This window comes from Kocuria sp. U4B, assembly GCF_054875615.1.
In genome coordinates, this window is record NZ_CM142180.1 from 796,201 (window position 1) to 812,438 (window position 16,238).

At 76.8% G+C, this 16,238-nt stretch carries 15 protein-coding genes; 3 read left to right on the forward strand and 12 right to left on the reverse strand.

The genetic code is table 11. From position 1 onward, the window contains the following. The first annotated feature begins 127 nt into the window (after positions 1-127). The gene (locus tag ACYSMR_RS03745) at positions 128-1,219 is read left to right on the forward strand and encodes a YihY/virulence factor BrkB family protein (protein ID WP_251331958.1); all 1,092 of its coding nucleotides are present in this window, start codon (positions 128-130) and stop codon (positions 1,217-1,219) included. Positions 1,220-1,253: 34 nt separating this feature from the next. Continuing rightward, the gene (locus ACYSMR_RS03750; protein WP_461747416.1) at positions 1,254-2,036 is read left to right on the forward strand and encodes an alpha/beta fold hydrolase; all 783 of its coding nucleotides are present in this window, start codon (positions 1,254-1,256) and stop codon (positions 2,034-2,036) included. Between the two features lie 195 nt (positions 2,037-2,231). Here the strand turns inward: ACYSMR_RS03750 and ACYSMR_RS03755 are convergent, their stop codons facing one another. The 4 genes from ACYSMR_RS03755 to ACYSMR_RS03770 are packed head-to-tail and all read right to left on the reverse strand — an operon-like array spanning position 2,232 to position 8,886. After that, positions 2,232-3,548 (reverse strand): hypothetical protein, encoded by a 1,317-nt coding sequence (locus tag ACYSMR_RS03755; protein WP_461747417.1) that lies wholly within the window; start codon positions 3,546-3,548, stop codon positions 2,232-2,234. Between the two features lie 58 nt (positions 3,549-3,606). Further along, positions 3,607-6,750, reverse strand: coding sequence for an AAA family ATPase (locus ACYSMR_RS03760; RefSeq protein ID WP_461747418.1), 3,144 nt, complete (start codon positions 6,748-6,750; stop codon positions 3,607-3,609). Continuing rightward, positions 6,747-7,913, reverse strand: coding sequence for an exonuclease SbcCD subunit D (locus ACYSMR_RS03765; protein WP_461747419.1), 1,167 nt, complete (start codon positions 7,911-7,913; stop codon positions 6,747-6,749). Before ACYSMR_RS03765 ends, ACYSMR_RS03760 begins: the two co-directional genes overlap by 4 nt. 52 nt (positions 7,914-7,965) lie before the next feature. Next, the gene (locus ACYSMR_RS03770; RefSeq protein ID WP_461747420.1) at positions 7,966-8,886 is read right to left on the reverse strand and encodes an aquaporin; all 921 of its coding nucleotides are present in this window, start codon (positions 8,884-8,886) and stop codon (positions 7,966-7,968) included. Between the two features lie 147 nt (positions 8,887-9,033). Between ACYSMR_RS03770 and ACYSMR_RS03775 the strand changes: the two genes are divergently transcribed. Next, entirely contained in the window at positions 9,034-10,206 is a 1,173-nt protein-coding gene (locus ACYSMR_RS03775; protein WP_461747421.1) for an ADP-ribosylglycohydrolase family protein, read from the forward strand. On the opposite strand, the gene ACYSMR_RS03780 is transcribed toward ACYSMR_RS03775, so the two are convergent. From ACYSMR_RS03780 to clpS, 8 genes are all read right to left on the reverse strand, one after another. Beyond that, entirely contained in the window at positions 10,178-10,855 is a 678-nt protein-coding gene (locus ACYSMR_RS03780; protein ID WP_461747422.1) for a 3'-5' exonuclease, read from the reverse strand. The two genes, ACYSMR_RS03775 and ACYSMR_RS03780, sit on opposite strands and share 29 nt — an antisense overlap. A 23-nt stretch (positions 10,856-10,878) precedes the next feature. Then, complete coding sequence (locus ACYSMR_RS03785) at positions 10,879-11,745, reverse strand: phosphotransferase family protein (protein ID WP_251331966.1); 867 nt, start codon at positions 11,743-11,745, stop codon at positions 10,879-10,881. A 25-nt stretch (positions 11,746-11,770) separates the two neighbouring features. Further along, positions 11,771-12,412 carry an RdgB/HAM1 family non-canonical purine NTP pyrophosphatase gene (gene rdgB / locus ACYSMR_RS03790; protein ID WP_251331967.1) on the reverse strand — a complete coding sequence of 214 codons (642 nt, stop codon included), beginning with the start codon at positions 12,410-12,412 and terminating at the stop codon, positions 11,771-11,773. Next, positions 12,405-13,190, reverse strand: coding sequence for a ribonuclease PH (gene rph / locus ACYSMR_RS03795; RefSeq protein ID WP_461747423.1), 786 nt, complete (start codon positions 13,188-13,190; stop codon positions 12,405-12,407). The genes rdgB and rph overlap by 8 nt, the downstream gene beginning before the upstream one ends. A gap of 68 nt (positions 13,191-13,258) precedes the next feature. Further along, complete coding sequence (locus ACYSMR_RS03800; RefSeq protein ID WP_309125819.1) at positions 13,259-14,098, reverse strand: MBL fold metallo-hydrolase; 840 nt, start codon at positions 14,096-14,098, stop codon at positions 13,259-13,261. 57 nt (positions 14,099-14,155) lie between these two features. Then, positions 14,156-15,091, reverse strand: a complete 936-nt coding sequence (gene murI, locus ACYSMR_RS03805) for a glutamate racemase (protein ID WP_251331970.1) — start codon at positions 15,089-15,091, stop codon at positions 14,156-14,158. Between the two features lie 115 nt (positions 15,092-15,206). Beyond that, positions 15,207-15,767, reverse strand: coding sequence for a DUF2017 domain-containing protein (locus ACYSMR_RS03810; RefSeq protein WP_309125820.1), 561 nt, complete (start codon positions 15,765-15,767; stop codon positions 15,207-15,209). Then, positions 15,767-16,126 carry an ATP-dependent Clp protease adapter ClpS gene (gene clpS, locus ACYSMR_RS03815; RefSeq protein ID WP_461747424.1) on the reverse strand — a complete coding sequence of 120 codons (360 nt, stop codon included), beginning with the start codon at positions 16,124-16,126 and terminating at the stop codon, positions 15,767-15,769. Before clpS ends, ACYSMR_RS03810 begins: the two co-directional genes overlap by 1 nt. Positions 16,127-16,238 lie beyond the last annotated feature (112 nt).

A 16,238-nucleotide genomic window follows, 5' to 3' on the forward strand; every position in this document is an offset into this window, starting at 1 on the left:
GACGCTCCATTGTCGCCCACCCCGGGCATTCATCAGTACACTGATGCACGAGACATCCCCCACACGCCCCCGCCGCCGCCCGGAGTCCCGCGCCCCGCACCCGGCGGCCGACCTCGAAGGACGCAGCATGGCCCAGGACACCAGCCAGGACAGCCGGTCCCGGGAGCACACCGCTCCGGACCCGGAGGACGCCCGGAAGCCCGACAGCCCCACCGAGCTCAGCAAGCCCTCGTGGGGCTACATCCTCAAGCGGGGGCTCTCCGAGTTCTCCAAGGACAAGTGCACCGATCTCGCCGCGTCGCTGACCTACTTCGCGGTGCTCTCGCTCTTCCCCGCCCTGCTCGCCCTCGTCTCGCTGCTCGGCGTCTTCGGGCAGGGCGAGGCCACGACGCGGGCGATCACGGGCTGGCTCGGCCAGTACGCCCCGCCGGAGCTGACCACGCTGCTCCAGGGGCCCATCAACAACCTCACCACGCAGACGGGGGCCGGGCTCGCCCTGGTCACCGGCATCCTCGGCGCCCTGTGGACGGCGTCCGGCTACACCGGCGCGTTCGGCCGGGCCATGAACCGCATCTACGAGGTCGAGGAGGGCCGGCCCATCTGGAAGCTGCGGCCCATGAACATCCTCGTCACCCTCGTGTCGGTCCTCATCGTGGCCGTGATCCTGGTGGCGCTCATCCTCTCCGGGGACCTCGCCCGGGTCGTGGGGGACCTCGTCGGCCTCGGCGACACCACCGTGATGGTGTGGAACATCGCGAAGTGGCCCGCCGTCGTCGCCCTGGCCGTGCTGCTGCTCGCCGTGCTGTACTACTTCACCCCGAACGTCCGGCAGCCCAAGTTCCGCTGGATCAGCCTGGGCTCGCTGGTCGCCCTGTTCGTGGCGGCCGTCGCCGTGGCGGCGTTCTCGTTCTACGTGAGCAACTTCTCGTCCTACAACGCCACCTACGGCATCATCGGCTCCGTCATCGCCCTGCTGCTCGGCATCTGGATCATCAACAACGTCCTGCTGCTGGGCGCGGAGATCGACGCCGAGGTGGAGCGCGCCCGTGAGCTCCAGGGCGGCATCAAGGCCGAGGAGACCATCCAGCTCCCGCCGCGGGACACCCGCCAGATCGACAAGGTGGACAAGAAGAAGGAGAAGCTCGTCGACCAGGGCCGCAAGCTGCGCCTCCAGCACGAGCACATCGACTACTCCGCCGACGACCGCTCCGAGAGCTAGGACGGCGCCGTCCGCCCGCGGACGGGCACCGCGCATGGAGCTCCTCGAGCTCGGCGAGAACCGCAGCGGCGAACCCGTGGTGCTGATCCACGGGTTCGCCGCTGCGGCGTTCTCGGGGTGGGTGCGCACGGGCTGGGCCTCCGCGCTGGAGCGCGCCGGCTTCCGGCCGCTGGGCGTGGACCTGCCCGGTCACGGGCCGGAGCCCGGCACCGACCTGGCCGGCACGACCCGGGCCGGGCTCGTCGGGCGGATCACCGAGCTGGTCGACGGCCTCGGCGCCGGGCGGCCGGTCCCGCTGGTGGGCTACTCTCTCGGTGCCCAGCTGGCGTGGGCGGCGGCCGTCCGCCGCCCCGGCACCGGGCCCCTCGTGCTCGGCGGGCTCGGCGCCGAGGACCGGCTGGCCGAGCTCGGCCGGGCCCTCGAGGGCGCCCCCGATGCCTCGCCCGCGGCCCGCGCGCTCGCCGCCGCGCTCACCGGCCGGCCCGCGTCCGGGCCCGGGACGGACCACGACCGGCGCGCCCGGGCGTGGACCGAGTTCGCGCGGCGGGTCGGGGCGGACCCCTTCGACCCGGACACCGCGGTGCCGCCCCAGCCGGCCCTGCTCTTCGCCGGGGCGGAGGACCCGTGGGCGGAGCCGGAGGAGCTGGCCCGCCGCCGCCGGGCCGCGGGCGCCCCCACGGAGGTCCTCCTCGTCCCGGGCCGCGGCCACGTGGACGTGCTGACCGCCCGCGCCGCGCGGCACGGTGCCGTGGACTTCCTGCGCCGTGCGCGGGAGGTCCCCCGCGATCCCCCGCAGAGGTCCGCGGAGGATCCCTAGACGGGGCACCTGGGTGGTGGAGGACGACGTGTGGGTCGTCGGCGACGACCAGGCGTGCCTGCTCATCGACCCCGCCCGCGACCCGGCCAAGGTGGTGGAGGCCGTCGGCGGGCCGACCCTGACCGCGGTGCACACCCCGGGGCACTGCCCGGGCTCGGTGTGCTTCACCGCCCCGGGCCCGGAGGCGCCGGGAGGTCAGCCGCCGGCGGGCCGGGGCGCCGGGGGCGCGGTGCGCCGCCAGCGGTGGACGAAGCGCAGCGCGGCGGCCAGCCCCACCGCCGCCGACAGGACGGGGAACAGCGCGGCGGTCCGGTAGCCCCAGTGCTCCCCCGACCACCCGGAGAGCACCAGGCCCAGGGTCAGCCCGACGCTCATGCCGGCGGTCATCACCGTGGTCAGGGCCGTGACCCGGGCGCTGGGCGCCACGAGGGCGGCGATCTCGTAGACCGCCACGAGGCCCGGCCCGATCGTGAGCCCGGCGAGCGCCAGCACCACGACCATCCCCACGGAGTCGTCGGGGATCGACAGGAGCATCGAGGCGAGCACGGACGCGGCCGCCGCGACCACCCAGCGGTTCCACAGCCCGCCCGTGGCGGCTCCGGAGGAGCCCAGCACCGCCGCCAGGACGGACGTCAGGCCGGCGACGGCGTACAGCCAGCTCACCGAGACGAGGGCGTCCACCGAGAACGCGAACACCGCGACGGCTCCGAGCATGGAGCCCACGAGGGCGCCCATCGCCGTGGTCCCCACGACGGGCAGGAGGCGCAGCTCCCGGAGCCGCCGCCGGTGCTGCCGGGCGGCCCGCGTGGGCGCGGGCGGCAGCGGGGGCCGGTAGTGGAGGGCCGCCGGTGGCAGCCGCGCCGAGCGGTGCAGCAGGACCGCCGCGGTGCCCACCAGGGTGAGGCCCGCGGCGAGGGCCAGCACGGCCCCGGGCCCCAGGGTGACCGCCACGACCCCGGCGACCACGGCCGCCAGGACGGTGCCCAGGGAGTCCATGACGCTCTCGTGGCGCAGCGCCGCGTCGACGAGGTCCTCCCGGGAGTCGCGGCACAGCAGGGAGAGCCAGCGCAGCCGGCACACGACCCCCATCTGCGGCAGGACCAGGCCCGCGAGCAGGCACGCGGGGACGAGCCGGGCGGCGTCGGCCGGTGCGTCGGGGCCGGGGAGCAGCCGGACGATCCACCAGAGCGCCAGCGGGTGGAGGAGGGTGAGCAGGACCAGGACGAGCCGGCGGTGGCGCCACGAGGCCGCCGCGCCCATCGCGATCCCGCACAGGGCCGAGCCGAAGGTCACCGCGCCGGCGCACAGCGCGCCCAGGGCGGGCGAGCCGGTGACCAGCCCGACCGTGGTGAGCACGCCCAGCGGCACCATGGTCTGGGGCAGGCGCACCATCAGCGTCAGCACGGGGAACAGGAGGCCGCTGACCGCGGCCAGCTGCCGGGAGTCGGCCAGCGGCGCGTCGACGACGGCGGCCATCCGCCCGAGCAGCTCGGGGGCGCGGGTGCTGCTCACAGGTCCTCCGGTTCCTCCGGGCGTCGGTCGGGTGCGGGACCCAGCCTAGCCGGGGAGCTCAGACCCTGACGGACAGGGTGGACCCGCCCGGGGAGCGGCGCACGTGGATCTGGTGCGGGATCCGGGTCTTCATCTCCTGCACGTGGGAGACGAGGCCGATCACCCGGCCGCGCTCGCGCAGCCCGTCGATGGTGTCCATGACCTCCTCGAGGGTCTCCTCGTCGAGGCTGCCGAAGCCCTCGTCCACGAAGAGCGTGTCGATCTCCACCCCGCCGGCCTGCGCCTGGACCACGTCCGCCAGCCCCAGCGCCAGGGCGAGCGAGGCCATGAACGTCTCGCCGCCGGACAGGGACTCGGTCCCGCGCCGCGCGTTCGTCCACGCGTCCTCGATCTGCAGCCCGAGCCCCGACTTGCGCCCGCCGTCCTTGGCGTCCGTGTGCACGATCCGGTACCGTCCGCCCGTCATCCGCTCCAGCCGGGCGGTGGCCGCGGCGGCGACCTCCTCCAGCTGAGCGGCGAGCACGAAGGAGTTGAGGGTCATGCGCAGGACGTTGTCCGAGGACGTGCCGTTGGCGGTGTCCGCGAGCTCGCGCAGCACGCGGGCCTCGGCGGCGGCGGCCTCGGCCGCGGCGTCGGCCTCCGCCGCCTCCGCGGCCAGCCCGTCGAGGCGGTCCCGGAGGGCCACCAGGCCCGCGAGCCGTCCGGTGCTGCCGTCGCGCTCCCCGCGCAGGGTGGTGAGCTCGGCCCGCGCCGCGGCGAGGGCCCCGGGGTCCGCAGCGGCCGCGCCGGCGGCCTCCTGCGCCAGCACACCGGTCAGCTCGGGGGTGGAGAGCTCCGCCGCCACGCGCAGGGCGCGTCCGTCGAGGTCGTCGACCCGTTCCTGCCGCCGCTGCGCCTCGTCGGGGGCGAGGAGGGCGCGGGCGAGCTCCTCCTCCCCCGCGAAGGCGGAGTCCTCCAGGACGGTCCGCAGCTGCGCGGCGGCGTCCGCGTCGGCCGCCTCGGCGCGCTCCTGCGCGTCGTGCGCCCGGGCCACGCGCCCCAGCACCGTGACCAGCCGCTCGGCGGCGGCCTCCTTGTGCGCGAGACCGGCGAAGCCCTGGGCGGCGGCCGTCAGCTCGGCGGCCAGGGCCTCGAGCTGCGCCGTCGTCTGCTCGAGCCGGGCGCGGGCCGCGGACCCGGCCACGTCGGCCTCGTGGCGCTCCTGATCGGTCCGCTCCCGGGCCTCGCGCAGCCGGTCCAGGCCGGCCCGGGCCTCGGCGAGCTCGCGCACGGCGGCCTCCGCCCGGTCGGCCTCGGCCGCCGCCTCGTGCGCCGCGGCCTGCGCGGCGCCGGGATCGTCGGTGGCCCCGCCGGCCCGGAGGCGCACGACGGCCTCGTGCGCGGCCTCGTAGCGCCCGCGCGCCGCCTCGGCGTCGTCGGCCGTGGCGTCGCGGCGGGCCCGGGCCTCCCCCAGCGCCTGCGCCGAGACGGTGGTCCCGCCGGCGGCGCCGGCCGGCGAGGGGTGCTCCTCGCTGCCGCAGACGGGGCACGGGGCCCCGTCCCGCAGATCGGCGGCGAGCAGTCCGGCGGCCTCCTCGAAGCGGCGCTGCTGGAGCCGCTCGGCCTCCTGCGCGGCCTCCCGGCGCGTGCGCTCGGCCGCGGAGTAGCGCTGCCGCTCCTGCTCGTCCCGGGCGGCGGCGGCCTCGAGCTCGCGCGAGGCCGCCAGCACCCGCGCGGCGTCCTCGGCGGCGCGGCGCCGGTCCGGGGCGGCGTCCGCCCGGGGGGCCAGCTCCGCGACGGCCCGGTCGAGGGCGTCACGGTCGGCGTCCTGCCGGGACGCGAGCTCGTCGAGGCCCGCCCGGGTCCGCTCGGCGGTCCGGACCTGCTCGGCGAGCTCCGCTGCGGCGGACGCGAGCTGCTCGAGCTCGGGCTCCCGCCGCCGGCTCTGGCGGACGCCGGCGAGGGCCTCGTCGGCGGCGGCCCGCAGCGCCTCGTCCGGCGGCCGCTGCCCCGCGGCGACCTCCGCGAAGCCCGTCCCGCGCCCGGGCACCAGGGCGGCGGCGGCCGCGAGCAGCGCCTCGTCCGCGGCCGCCTCCGCGAGGATCCCCGCCCGCTGCTCCCGCGCCTCGGCCAGGGCGTCCCCGGCCCGGCGCCGGGCGTCGAGCACGATCCGCAGGGGCGCGGCGGCCCGGTGACGGGCGAGGGCCGCCCGGTCCTCGTCGACGCCGGGGCGCAGCTGGTCGAGCTCGTCCTCCTCGCGGCGCAGCTGCGCGAGCCGCTGCCGCAGCCGCAGCTCGTCCTGCAGCGCGCTCGCGCGTCGCTCGGCGTCCGCCAGGCGCCCGTCGAGCCGCTCGTGGGCGGTGCGGGCGCGGGCCAGCGCCGCGAGCAGGCGCTCCCGGACCGCGGCCACGGCCGGGCCCGCGGCCTCCGGACCGGCCCCCGCACCGGGGGGCCCGCCGTCGGCGCGGTCACCGGCGTCCTCGCCGCTCTGCTCAGCGTCCTCCTCGCCGGCCTCCTGCCCCTGCTCGGGACCGGCGTCGAGGGAGCGGACGTGCGCCAGCTCGCGGCCGGCGTCGCGCACCAGCCGGGCTGCGTCCGCGGCGGCGGCCTCGGCCGCGGCCCTGGCGGTCCGCGAGCGGGCGGCCAGCTCCTCCTGGACCCGCTCGTAGAAGGCCGTGCCGAACAGCCGCTCGAGCACGGCCTCCCGGTCCGCGGAGCTGGCGCGCAGGAACTCCGCGAACTCCCCCTGGGGCAGCAGGATCACCTGGGTGAACTGCTCCTTGGACAGCCCCACGACCTCCTTGACGAGCTCCCCGACGTCGTCGAGGCGGGTCGCCCTCGGCACCCACGTCCCGCCGGCGTCCCGCTCCGCCAGCAGCGCCCTGGCCTGCCGGGTGGACGTGCCCGAGGCCGCGCGGGCGGAGGGCGCCTCCCAGTACGGCGAGCGGGTGAGCCGGAACCTGCGCCCGGCCGCCGTGAACTCCAGCTCGACCTCGGGCGCGGCCGTCGGCTCGGCGTGGTGGCTGCGCAGGGCGTTGCGGGTGCGCCCGCCGGGCACGGAGCCGTAGAGGGCGAAGCACAGGGCGTCCAGCACGCTGGTCTTGCCCGCACCGGTCACCCCGTTGAGCAGGAACAGCCCGGCGTCGTTGAGGGGCTCGAAGTCGATGACCTCCCGGCCGGCGAAGGGGCCGAACGCGGCGATCTCCAGGCGGTGCAGCCTCACGCGGGCACCTCCCCCGCCCGGACGGTCTCGACCACGGCGCCGAGCACGCGGGCCTCGTCCTCGGCCACGGGCCGGCGGCGGACGTGCTCGTAGAAGGCGGAGCAGACCTCCAGCGCCCCCTCGGCGCGGGCGACGCGGGCGGCGTAGGTGCGCTCCCGGTCCTCGGGCGCGGCGGCGGGCTCGAAGCGCAGCTCGAGGGTGCGCGGGAAGCGGGTGCGCACGGAGTCCATGGGGTGGGGCGGGCGGTGGTCGTCGGTGAGCACGACCTGGCACAGGGCGTCCTCGTGCACCGTCAGCGCCGGGTCCGCCAGCAGCTCGGCGAGGGTGCCGCGCAGCCGGGCGAGCCGGTGCCCGTGCGCGTGGTCGAGGGCCCGCACCTCGGGCGCGGACCCGGGGGCCAGGTCGACGAGCCAGGCGCCCTTCCGGTGGTCCGTCTCGGAGAACGAGTAGGCCACCGGGGAGCCGCTGTAGCGCACGGTGTCCGTCACCAGCTGCCGGCGGTGCAGGTGGCCCAGGGCCGTGTAGTCGGCGCCGGCGAAGACGGACGGCGGGACGGCGCCCAGCCCGCCGACGTTGAGGTCCCGCTCGGAGTCCGTGCCCGCGGCTCCCGAGGCGAAGGTGTGGGCGAGGACGACCACGGCCACGGGACCCTGGAGCTCCTCCCGGCGGCGCGCGGCGTCGGCGCGGACCCGGTCCAGGGCCGCGGCCGTCACCGAGGGGTGGTCCGGGGTGGTGCCCAGCGCCGTCGCGACGGCCCGGGGCTCCAGGTACGGGACCCCGTAGACGAGCACCGCGCCGCCGGCGGGGTCGGGCAGGACCACGGGGCGGTCGACGTCCTCGACGCGGGTGCGCAGGTGCACCCCACCCGGTTCGAGCAGGGGCCCCCCGAAGCCCAGGCGCATGGCGGAGTCGTGGTTGCCGCTGGTGAGGACCAGCTGGGCGCCCGCCGCGCGCAGGTCCGCGAGCGCCCCGCCGAGCAGCTCCACGACCTCCGCGCGGGGCTGGGCCTGGTCGTAGACGTCCCCGGGGACGAGGACGACGTCGACGGCGTGCTCGCGGACCCAGCCGACGAGCTCGGCCAGCACGGCCCGCTGCACCTCGAGGGTGCCCTGCCCGTGGAAGGACCGTCCCAGGTGCCAGTCCGAGGTGTGGAGGAAGCGCATGCGGTCAATCTAGCGGCACCGCCGGACAGGGCAGCGCCGCGGCGCTGCCCGGTCACTCCGCCGCGGCGGTCCCGAGGGGCTGCTGGGCCGGGACACCGGTGCGCGTGCGGGTGCGGCCCGGGCCGGCGAGGTCCGCCACGCGGTGCACGAGCCCGGCGACGAGCCCGCCGAGCAGCGGGGCGGCCCAGAACAGCCACAGCTGGGGCAGGTGCGCCCCGCCGGCCACCACGGCCGCGCCGGTCGAGCGGGCCGGGTTCAGCGATCCGCCGTCGAACGGGGCCGCGACGGTGAGCAGGAGGACGAGGGCGGCGCCGATCGCCAGGGGCGCCAGTGCCGCGTTGGCCCGCCGGGAGGTGGCGCCGAGGACCACGAGCGCGAACAGGGTGGTCACCACGAACTCCACGAGCAGCACCGTGGGCCAGCCCGCCTGGGACGTGGAGTTCTCCCCGTAGCCGTTGGCGACGGCGCCCAGCACCTGGGCGGTGGTGGCGCCGTCGAGCAGGGTGCCGAGGACGGCCCGCAGCACGCCGGCGGCGGCGAGCGCGCCCAGGACCTGGGCGGCGACGTAGCCGATCGCGGCGCGTGCGGGGGTCCGCCCCGCCACGACGGCGGCGAGGGTCACGGCGGGGTTGAAGTGGCCGCCGGAGACGTGGCCGAAGGCGACCAGGGCGGCGAGCAGGCCCAGCCCGAAGCCGAGCGCGGAGTCGACGACCTCGGTCGCGAACATCCCGGCGCCCAGGCCCGCGAAGACCAGCAGGGCGGTGCCGGCGAACTCGGCGGCCCAGCGCGCCGGCGCGGACGGGGCGTCCGCGTCGTCCACGGGGGCCGTCTCCTTGCGCAGGGAGCCCGGGACGGGGGCCACGAGGCCGGTCGCCGGGGCGGGCCGGGCGGCAACGGGGTCGGTGGTGACGGGGTCGGCGGCAACGGGCTGGGCGGGGGCGCCGCCGAGGGCGGTGGATCCGTGCTCGGTCATGGGGGCTCCTGGGTCGGGGCGGCGCGAGGGGGTGCGCCGGGGTGTCGGTCGGAGGGTGCAGGCGCGCGGGCGCCCTCCCCATGCAACCACGGCCGGCTGAAGCATTCTTGAACGGGAACCCGGCGCGTCCCCCGATACACTGACCGCATGCCCGCACCCCTGCTCCAGCCCGACGCCGGCCTCGACCCGACCTGGCCGGAGTACGCCGACTCCGTGCGGGCGGCCCTGTTCGGCGGCGCCCTCGGCGACGCCGTGGGCTACCGCGTCGAGTTCCTCCGCCACGCCGAGCTCGCCGAGCGCTTCGGCCCGGACGGGCTGGGCGGGCTCGACGACCCCGGCGGCGGCGCCCCCCGCAGCGACCACGCCGGCAGCGACGACGACGCCGGGCGGCTGCGGATCTCCGACGACACCCAGATGTCGCTCTACACCCTCGACGCCCTCCAGGAGGTCGTCGAGTGGGCCAACGAGGGCCAGCCCGCCGACGAGACCGCGTGCCTGTGGCTGGCCTACCTGCGCTGGCTGCGCACCCAGGGCGAGCCCGTCCCGGCCGAGGCCCCGCAGCCCCTGCCGCGCTGGCTCGACGCCCACGAGGTGCTCCACGCCCGCCGTGCGCCGGGCAACGCGGTGCTGACGTCGCTGCGCTCCGGGCGGATGGGCGAGGTCGAGCGCCCGATCCTGCCGGACGCGAAGGGCTGCGGCACGGTGATGCGCTCGGCCCCCTTCGGGCTGCTCCCCCACGTCGGCTGGCGCACGCTGGCGCCGCTGGCCATCAACGGGGCGGCCCTCACCCACGGCCACCCCGAGGCGCAGTCCGCGGCGGCCGTGTACGCGTTCGTGGTCCACGCCGCGGTCCGCGCCCGCCGGGAGGGCGTGGAGCGGCCCGTGGCCGCGGCGGTCGCCGCCGCCCGCGCGGTGGCCGGGCAGCTCACCCGCCCGGTGGCCGAGACCCTGCGCCTGCTCGACGACGCCGTGCGCGCCGCCGGCGAGGGCCCGCTGGAGCCGGGCGAGCTCACCCGGCTGCTCGGCGAGGGCTGGACCGCGCCGGAGGCCCTGGCCGTCGGAGTGTGGGCGGCCCTGCGCGCCGAGGCCGAGCACCCGGCCGCGGCGGACCCGCAGGCGGTGTTCCGGCGCGGCGTGGGCCTCGCCGTGGCCCACGACGGCGACTCGGACTCGACCGGCGCCGTGGCCGGGGCGGTCCTCGCGGCCGTCCTCGGGACAGGAGCCCTGCCCCAGCGGTGGCTGGCGCGGCTGGACGCCCGCGAGGTCGTGGCGGAGGCCGCCCGGCGGTGGCTCAGGGAAGTGGGGGCACCAGCCGCCTGACCGCCAGGCCCACGCCCGTGAGCAGCTCGTGCACTGTCCCGGCGCCCGCCCGGCGGACGAGGTCCACCACGATCCCCGCGCACGCCCGGGCGTCCTCGAGGGCGTCGTGGTGGCGCTCCAGCGCGACGCCGGCCGCCTCGGCGGCGCGCGGCAGCGCGTAGGACGGCAGGTCGTAGCCGCGCCGCGCGAGGGCCAGGCTGCACGCGTAGGCCAGCGGGGCGTGGACCGTCCCGGTCTCGGCGCACGCGGCGCGGATCACCCCCATGTCGAAGACCGCGTTGTGCGCGACGACCAGCTCGTCGGGGTTCTCCGCGAGGATCCAGGCCTCGATCCGCGGCCACAGCTGGTCGAACACCGGGTGCCCGGCGACCGTGCGCTCCGTGATCCCGTGGATGCGCGTGTTGCCGGGGTCGAAGCCGGAGCGGGTGCGCGGCGGGCGCATGTACGCCGAGCGCTCCTCCACCACGACGCCGTCCCGGACCCGCACCAGGCCCACCGCGCACGGGGAGCCGATGAAGCGGTTGGCGGTCTCGAAGTCGATGGCCGTGAAGTCGAGGGAGCCAGGCACCGTCGTCGGTGCGGTGGTCGCCGCAGAAGTCGGCGCGGGGGTCGGCGCGGTGGTCGTCGGGGGGAAGGCAGGGAGTGGCACCGCAACAGCCTACTGCGGCCCGCTCAGGCGTGCGCGCCCCGCAGGTTCGTCTCGATCCACTCGTCGGCGCGGGCGACGGCCTGGTTGACCTGGGCCGTGTCCAGATCGTGGTGCAGCGCGTACGCGACGGCCTGCAGCGGGAACGTGCGGGCGTGCAGCTGGGCGCGCTCGTAGACGGTCTCGGAGACCGCGCCCCGCAGGGCGTCCCAGCCGTACCACAGCCCCAGCGACGCGGCGTCGTGCGCGGGGTCGTAGAGACAGGCGTGGTCCCAGTCGATGACCCCCGTCAGCTCCTCGTCCTGCCACAGCATGTTGTGGCCCATGAGGTCCCCGTGCACCAGGGTGGGCGCCACGGTCGGCAGGGCGGCGAGCTCGGCCACGGCCTGCAGGGCGGCCTCCCGGTTGCGGGGCAGCAGCCGGGGGATGACCTCGTCGATGAGCACGTGGCGGCGGCGGTGCCCGCCCCAGTGCTGGCCGGGCCGGTCGAGGAAGCCGGCGAAGCCGGAGGCGTCGACCTCGGCGAGCTCGGTGAGCACCCGGTGCAGCACGGCCGGGTCCACGTGCCCCGGCGGGTGCGGGGCCCCCGGCAGCCAGGTGAGCCCCACCCCGGTGTAGCCGTCGGCCACGACCACGTCCGTGAGCGGGCGCGGCGTGGCGAAGGAGAACCGGGGCAGCCGGCGCAGCACCTGGGTGCGGCGCTCGACGTGGGAGACGACGGTCGGGTTCTTCGCGATCCGCACGGAGATCACGTGCCCCACGTTCACCACGACGTGGGCGGACCCGCCCGCGTGCACCTCCCACTCGGTGCGCTCCACGCTCACTCCCGCCGCGGCCAGGACGGCGTCGACGGCGCCGGCGAACGGCAGGTGCTGGAGCGAGGACCAGGGCATGGGCTTCTTCTCGGCTCGGGCGGGATCAGAGCGGGTCGGGGTCGGGCAGGACCGCCACGAGGTGCGGCAGCAGCGCCCGCATGGCGCGGCCGCGGTGGCTGACGGCGTTCTTCTCCTCTCGGGACAGCTGCGCCACGGAGCGCGCGGAGCCCTCGGGGAGCAGCACGGGGTCGTAGCCGAACCCGCCCTCCCCCACCGGCTCGCGCAGCAGCGTCCCCCGCAGGACCCCGAGCTCGACGTGCTCGAAGCCGTGCGGGGTCACGAGCGCGGCGGCGCACACGAACTGCGCGCCGCGGTGGGCGTCGGGGACGTCGGAGAGCTGGTCGAGCAGCAGGCGCAGGTTCGCGGGGTCGTCGCCGTGCCGGCCGGACCAGCGCGCGGAGAAGATCCCGGGGGCGCCGCCCAGCACGTCCACCGCCAGCCCGGAGTCGTCGGCCACCGCGATCAGGCCCGTCGCGGCGGCCGCCGAGCGGGCCTTGAGCAGGGCGTTGGCCTCGAAGGTCGTGCCGTCCTCGACGACGTCGGGGGCGCCGGCCGCGGCCGCGTCGACCACGAGCCGCTCGACGTCGGCGCCGGGCAACGCGGCCGCGATCATCTCCCGCAGCTCGGCGAGCTTGCCGGGGTTGCGGGTCGCGAGCACCACACGGGCGCCGTCGTGCTCAGTCACGGGTGGCCTCCCGCAGGGTCTCCACCTGGATCTGGGTCAGCTGGCCGCAACCCGCGAGCGCGAGGTCCAGCAGCGCGTCGAGCTCGGCCCGGTCGAAGGGGGCGCCCTCGGCCGTGCCCTGCACCTCCACGAAGTCCCCGGAGCCGGTGACGACCACGTTCATGTCCGTCTCGGCCCGGACGTCCTCGACGTAGGGCAGGTCGAGCATCGGCACGCCGTCGATGATCCCGACGGACACGGCCGCGACCGTGTCGGTCAGCGGCTGCGCGCGGCGGGCGATCAGCCCCTCGGCGCGGGCCCAGGCCACGGCCTCGGCCAGGGCCACGTAGGCGCCGGTGATCGCGGCGGTGCGGGTGCCGCCGTCGGCCTGGAGGACGTCGCAGTCCAGGACCACGGTGTTCTCGCCCAGGGCGGAGAGGTCGATGACCGAGCGCAGGGACCGGCCGATGAGCCGGGAGATCTCGTGGGTGCGACCGCCGATCTTGCCCTTGACGGACTCCCGCGCGGAGCGCGTGGAGGTGGCCCGCGGGAGCATCGCGTACTCGGCGGTGACCCAGCCGCGGCCCTCGCCCTTGAGCCAGCGCGGGACGCCCTCGGTCACGGAGGCCGTGCACAGCACCCGGGTGCTGCCGAACTCGATGAGCGCCGAGCCCTCCGCCTGCTGGGACCAGCCGCGGGTGATGGTGATGGGCCGCAGCTCGTCCGGCGAGCGGCCGTCGGCCCGGATCACCGCCGGGGTGGAGGGGGCCGGTGCGGTCGGGTCGACTGGGGAATCCATGACCTCCACCTTACCCCCGGGCCGCGGCCCCGGCCGGGCCCCGGGCCGGGCGCCGGGGTCGGGGGCCGTCACGGCCCGACGGGCGTGGCCGGGCGGCACGCGGGACTGCCCGCGGGGGCGCGCACGATGCGGTAGGTGTAGGCCGGCTCGGCCACCCCGATCGGCCCCTCGTAGACCTCCTGGGCCTCCTCGACCGCCCGGGTCGGCGAGTTCCACACCGGCAGGTGGGTCAGCAGCAGCTTGCGCGCGCCCGCGTCCCGGGCGGCCTCCGCCGCGCGGCGGCCCGTGAGGTGGATGCCGCGCAGGGCGTCGTCGCGGCCCTCCTGGTAGGCGGCCTCGCACAGGAAGACGTCGGCGCCGCGGGCGGCCCGCAGCAGCCCCGCGCAGCTGTCGGTGTCGCCCGAGTAGGCCAGGGTGCTGGGCCCGGCGGGGCCGTCGAAGTCGATCCGCAGGGCGTAGGCCTCGGGCGTCGGGTGCTGCACCGCGAAGGGGGTGACCGTGAACGGGCCCACGCGCACCGGCTGCTCCGGCGACCAGGTGCGGAAGTCGAACTCCCCGTGCATCCCGGGCTCGGCCGGGAGCCCGTGCGTGCGCGCGAGGTACTCGTGCAGCCCGGACGGGGCCCACAGCGGGATCCGGGCGGCGCCCCACCCGCGCGGGTCCCACTTGATGGCCACGTGCAGCCCCGCGAGGTCGATGCAGTGGTCCGGGTGCAGGTGGCTCACGAGCACGGCGTCGATGTCGTGCAGGTCCATGTGGCGCTGCAGCACGCCCAGGGCGCCGTTGCCCATGTCCAGCAGCACGCGCCAGGTCCGGCCCTCGGCGTCCTCGCCGCTGACCAGGTAGCAGGACGCCGGTGAATCGGGCCCGGCGAAGGAGCCGGTGCATCCGATGATGGTGAGTTTCATGGGCTGGGCCTTCCAGAGGGACCGGTGGGACGGCGGCCGCACCGGCCGCCGGGCTGCTCAGGGGGCGGGAGCTCCCGAGCCCCCGATCATCTCGGGGGTGATCCGGGCGAGCGAGCCGGTGGGGAACTGCTCGGCCACGGAGCTCGTGTGCCGGACCCGGGTGACCTCTGGGCCCAGGAACCGCCGGGCCAGCACCTCGAAGGACGCCGCGTCCCCGGTGGCCAGGAACTCGTGGCGGGCGGGCAGGCCCGGGTCCCGCTCGAGCCCGTGGCCGACGAGCGCACGGTAGACGTCCTTGGCGGTCTCCTCCGCGCTGGAGACGAGCGTCACGGTGTCGCCCATGACGTAGGAGATGACGCCGGTCAGCAGCGGGTAGTGGGTGCAGCCCAGCACGAGGGTGTCCACCTCGGCGCGGCGCAGGGGGTCGAGGTAGCGCTCGGCCGTCGCGAGCAGGTCGGGGCCGGTGGTGACCCCGGCCTCCACGTAGTCGACGAAGGCGGGGCAGGCCACGGAGCGCAGCTCCAGGTGGGGGGCGGCCGCGAAGGTGTCGTCGTAGGCGCGGGAGCCGACCGTGGCCGCCGTGCCGATCACGCCGATCCGCCCGTTGCGGGTGGAGGCGACCGCCCGGCGCACCGCCGGCTGGATGACCTCGACCACGGGGATGCCGTAGACCCGGGTGTAGCGCTCGCGGGCGTCGCGCAGCACCGCGGCCGAGGCCGTGTTGCACGCGATGACCAGCAGCTTCACCCCGGAGTCCACCAGCTCGTCCATGATCCGCAGCGCGTGGGCGCGGACCTCGGCGATCGGCAGCGGGCCGTAGGGCCCGTGGGCCGTGTCCCCGACGTAGACGATCTCCTCGTGGGGCAGCTGGTCGATGATCGCCCGGGCAACGGTCAGCCCGCCCACCCCCGAGTCGAACACGCCGATGGGTGAACCGGGGTTGGGGCCGCTCGCGGCGGGGGCGTCGGCCCCGTAGACGTCGTCATCCTGCATATCGACAAGAGAGTAGCCCCGGGCGCGTCCCGGCCCAAAACCCCACGGGGAGCGCGACGGCGTGATGCCTGTCACGTCGGGCCCGCGGGCGGCCCGGACCGGACGCCCGCCCAGGTCAGTCGCGGGAGAGGTCGTGGAGCAGCGCCTGCACGAGGGACTCCTGCAGCCAGGAGACGAAGTTGTAGAGCAGCGACATGTACGTCTCGACGTCCTCGATCGCGGACCAGTCGTCGTACTCCCCGACCCGTTCGGCGTCCTCCTCGCTGCGGATGCCCAGCCGGTCCGCGAGCACGAGGCGCACGTCGTTGAGCGCGCGGCCGAAGGCCTGGGCCTGGTCGGGGTCCAGCCGCACGGGCTCGGCCTCCAGCGCCAGCGCGGCCTGCTGGAGCGCCCCGATCTTCGCCTCGCGCAGCCCCCGCTCCGTGTACCGGCGGAACTCGGCGGCCCGCTCCGGGTCCGGGCTGGCGTCCGGCAGCAGCCGCCGCAGCGCGGAGTCCTCGGGGGTGGCGGCGTCGCCCGAGACGCCGAGCAGCCGCTCGAGCGGGTCCTCGGAGACGGGCTGGTCGGGGGCGAGGGCCTCGGCGACGTCGGCGAAGAGCTTGCGCAGCAGCTCCTTCTCCGCCGGCTCGAACCGTGCGGCGATGCCCTTGCGGGTGGAGCGGAACCCCTGCGCCATCACCGGCCCCCGGCATGCTCGAAGGTGGCCCACAGCCCGAAGCCGTGCAGGGCCGCGGTGTGGGTCTCGGCCTCCTCGAGGGAGCCGCTGGCCACGACGGAGCGCCCGCTGTGGTGGACCTCGAGCATGAGGCCGCGCGCCTTCTCCTCCGGGTAGCCGAAGTAGGAGCGGAACACCCAGGTCACGTAGCTCATGAGGTTGACCGGGTCGTCCCACACGACCACGTTCCACGGCCGCTCGGTCTCCACGGCCTCGGAGGCGGTGCTCTCGGTGCGGGTGTCCGCGTCCGGCAGGACGGCGGTCGCGGACGCGACGGGGGCGGGGGCGGCGCGGACGGCCGCGGCGACGGTGCGGTGCATGGTCCGTCCATCGTAGCGACATCCGTCCGGTCCGGCACCGCGGGCCCCCGGCGCCGGGCCGTGGCTAGAGTGGTGCCCGTGAACCAGCGCACCCGCGGGTGGGCCCCGCCGC

Bases quoted from the DNA above. Each gene is read 5' to 3' on its own strand.
- ACYSMR_RS03745 (WP_251331958.1), top strand. From the start codon at position 128: ATGGCCCAGGACACCAGCCAGGACAGCCGGTCCCGGGAGCACACCGCT.
- ACYSMR_RS03750 (WP_461747416.1), top strand. From the start codon at position 1,254: ATGGAGCTCCTCGAGCTCGGCGAGAACCGCAGCGGCGAACCCGTGGTG.
- ACYSMR_RS03765 (WP_461747419.1), bottom strand. From the start codon at position 7,913: ATGCGCTTCCTCCACACCTCGGACTGGCACCTGGGACGGTCCTTCCAC.
- ACYSMR_RS03770 (WP_461747420.1), bottom strand. From the start codon at position 8,886: ATGACCGAGCACGGATCCACCGCCCTCGGCGGCGCCCCCGCCCAGCCC.
- ACYSMR_RS03775 (WP_461747421.1), top strand. From the start codon at position 9,034: ATGCCCGCACCCCTGCTCCAGCCCGACGCCGGCCTCGACCCGACCTGG.
- ACYSMR_RS03785 (WP_251331966.1), bottom strand. From the start codon at position 11,745: ATGCCCTGGTCCTCGCTCCAGCACCTGCCGTTCGCCGGCGCCGTCGAC.
- rph (WP_461747423.1), bottom strand. From the start codon at position 13,190: ATGGATTCCCCAGTCGACCCGACCGCACCGGCCCCCTCCACCCCGGCG.
- ACYSMR_RS03800 (WP_309125819.1), bottom strand. From the start codon at position 14,098: ATGAAACTCACCATCATCGGATGCACCGGCTCCTTCGCCGGGCCCGAT.
- murI (WP_251331970.1), bottom strand. From the start codon at position 15,091: ATGCAGGATGACGACGTCTACGGGGCCGACGCCCCCGCCGCGAGCGGC.
- ACYSMR_RS03810 (WP_309125820.1), bottom strand. From the start codon at position 15,767: ATGGCGCAGGGGTTCCGCTCCACCCGCAAGGGCATCGCCGCACGGTTC.
- clpS (WP_461747424.1), bottom strand. From the start codon at position 16,126: ATGCACCGCACCGTCGCCGCGGCCGTCCGCGCCGCCCCCGCCCCCGTC.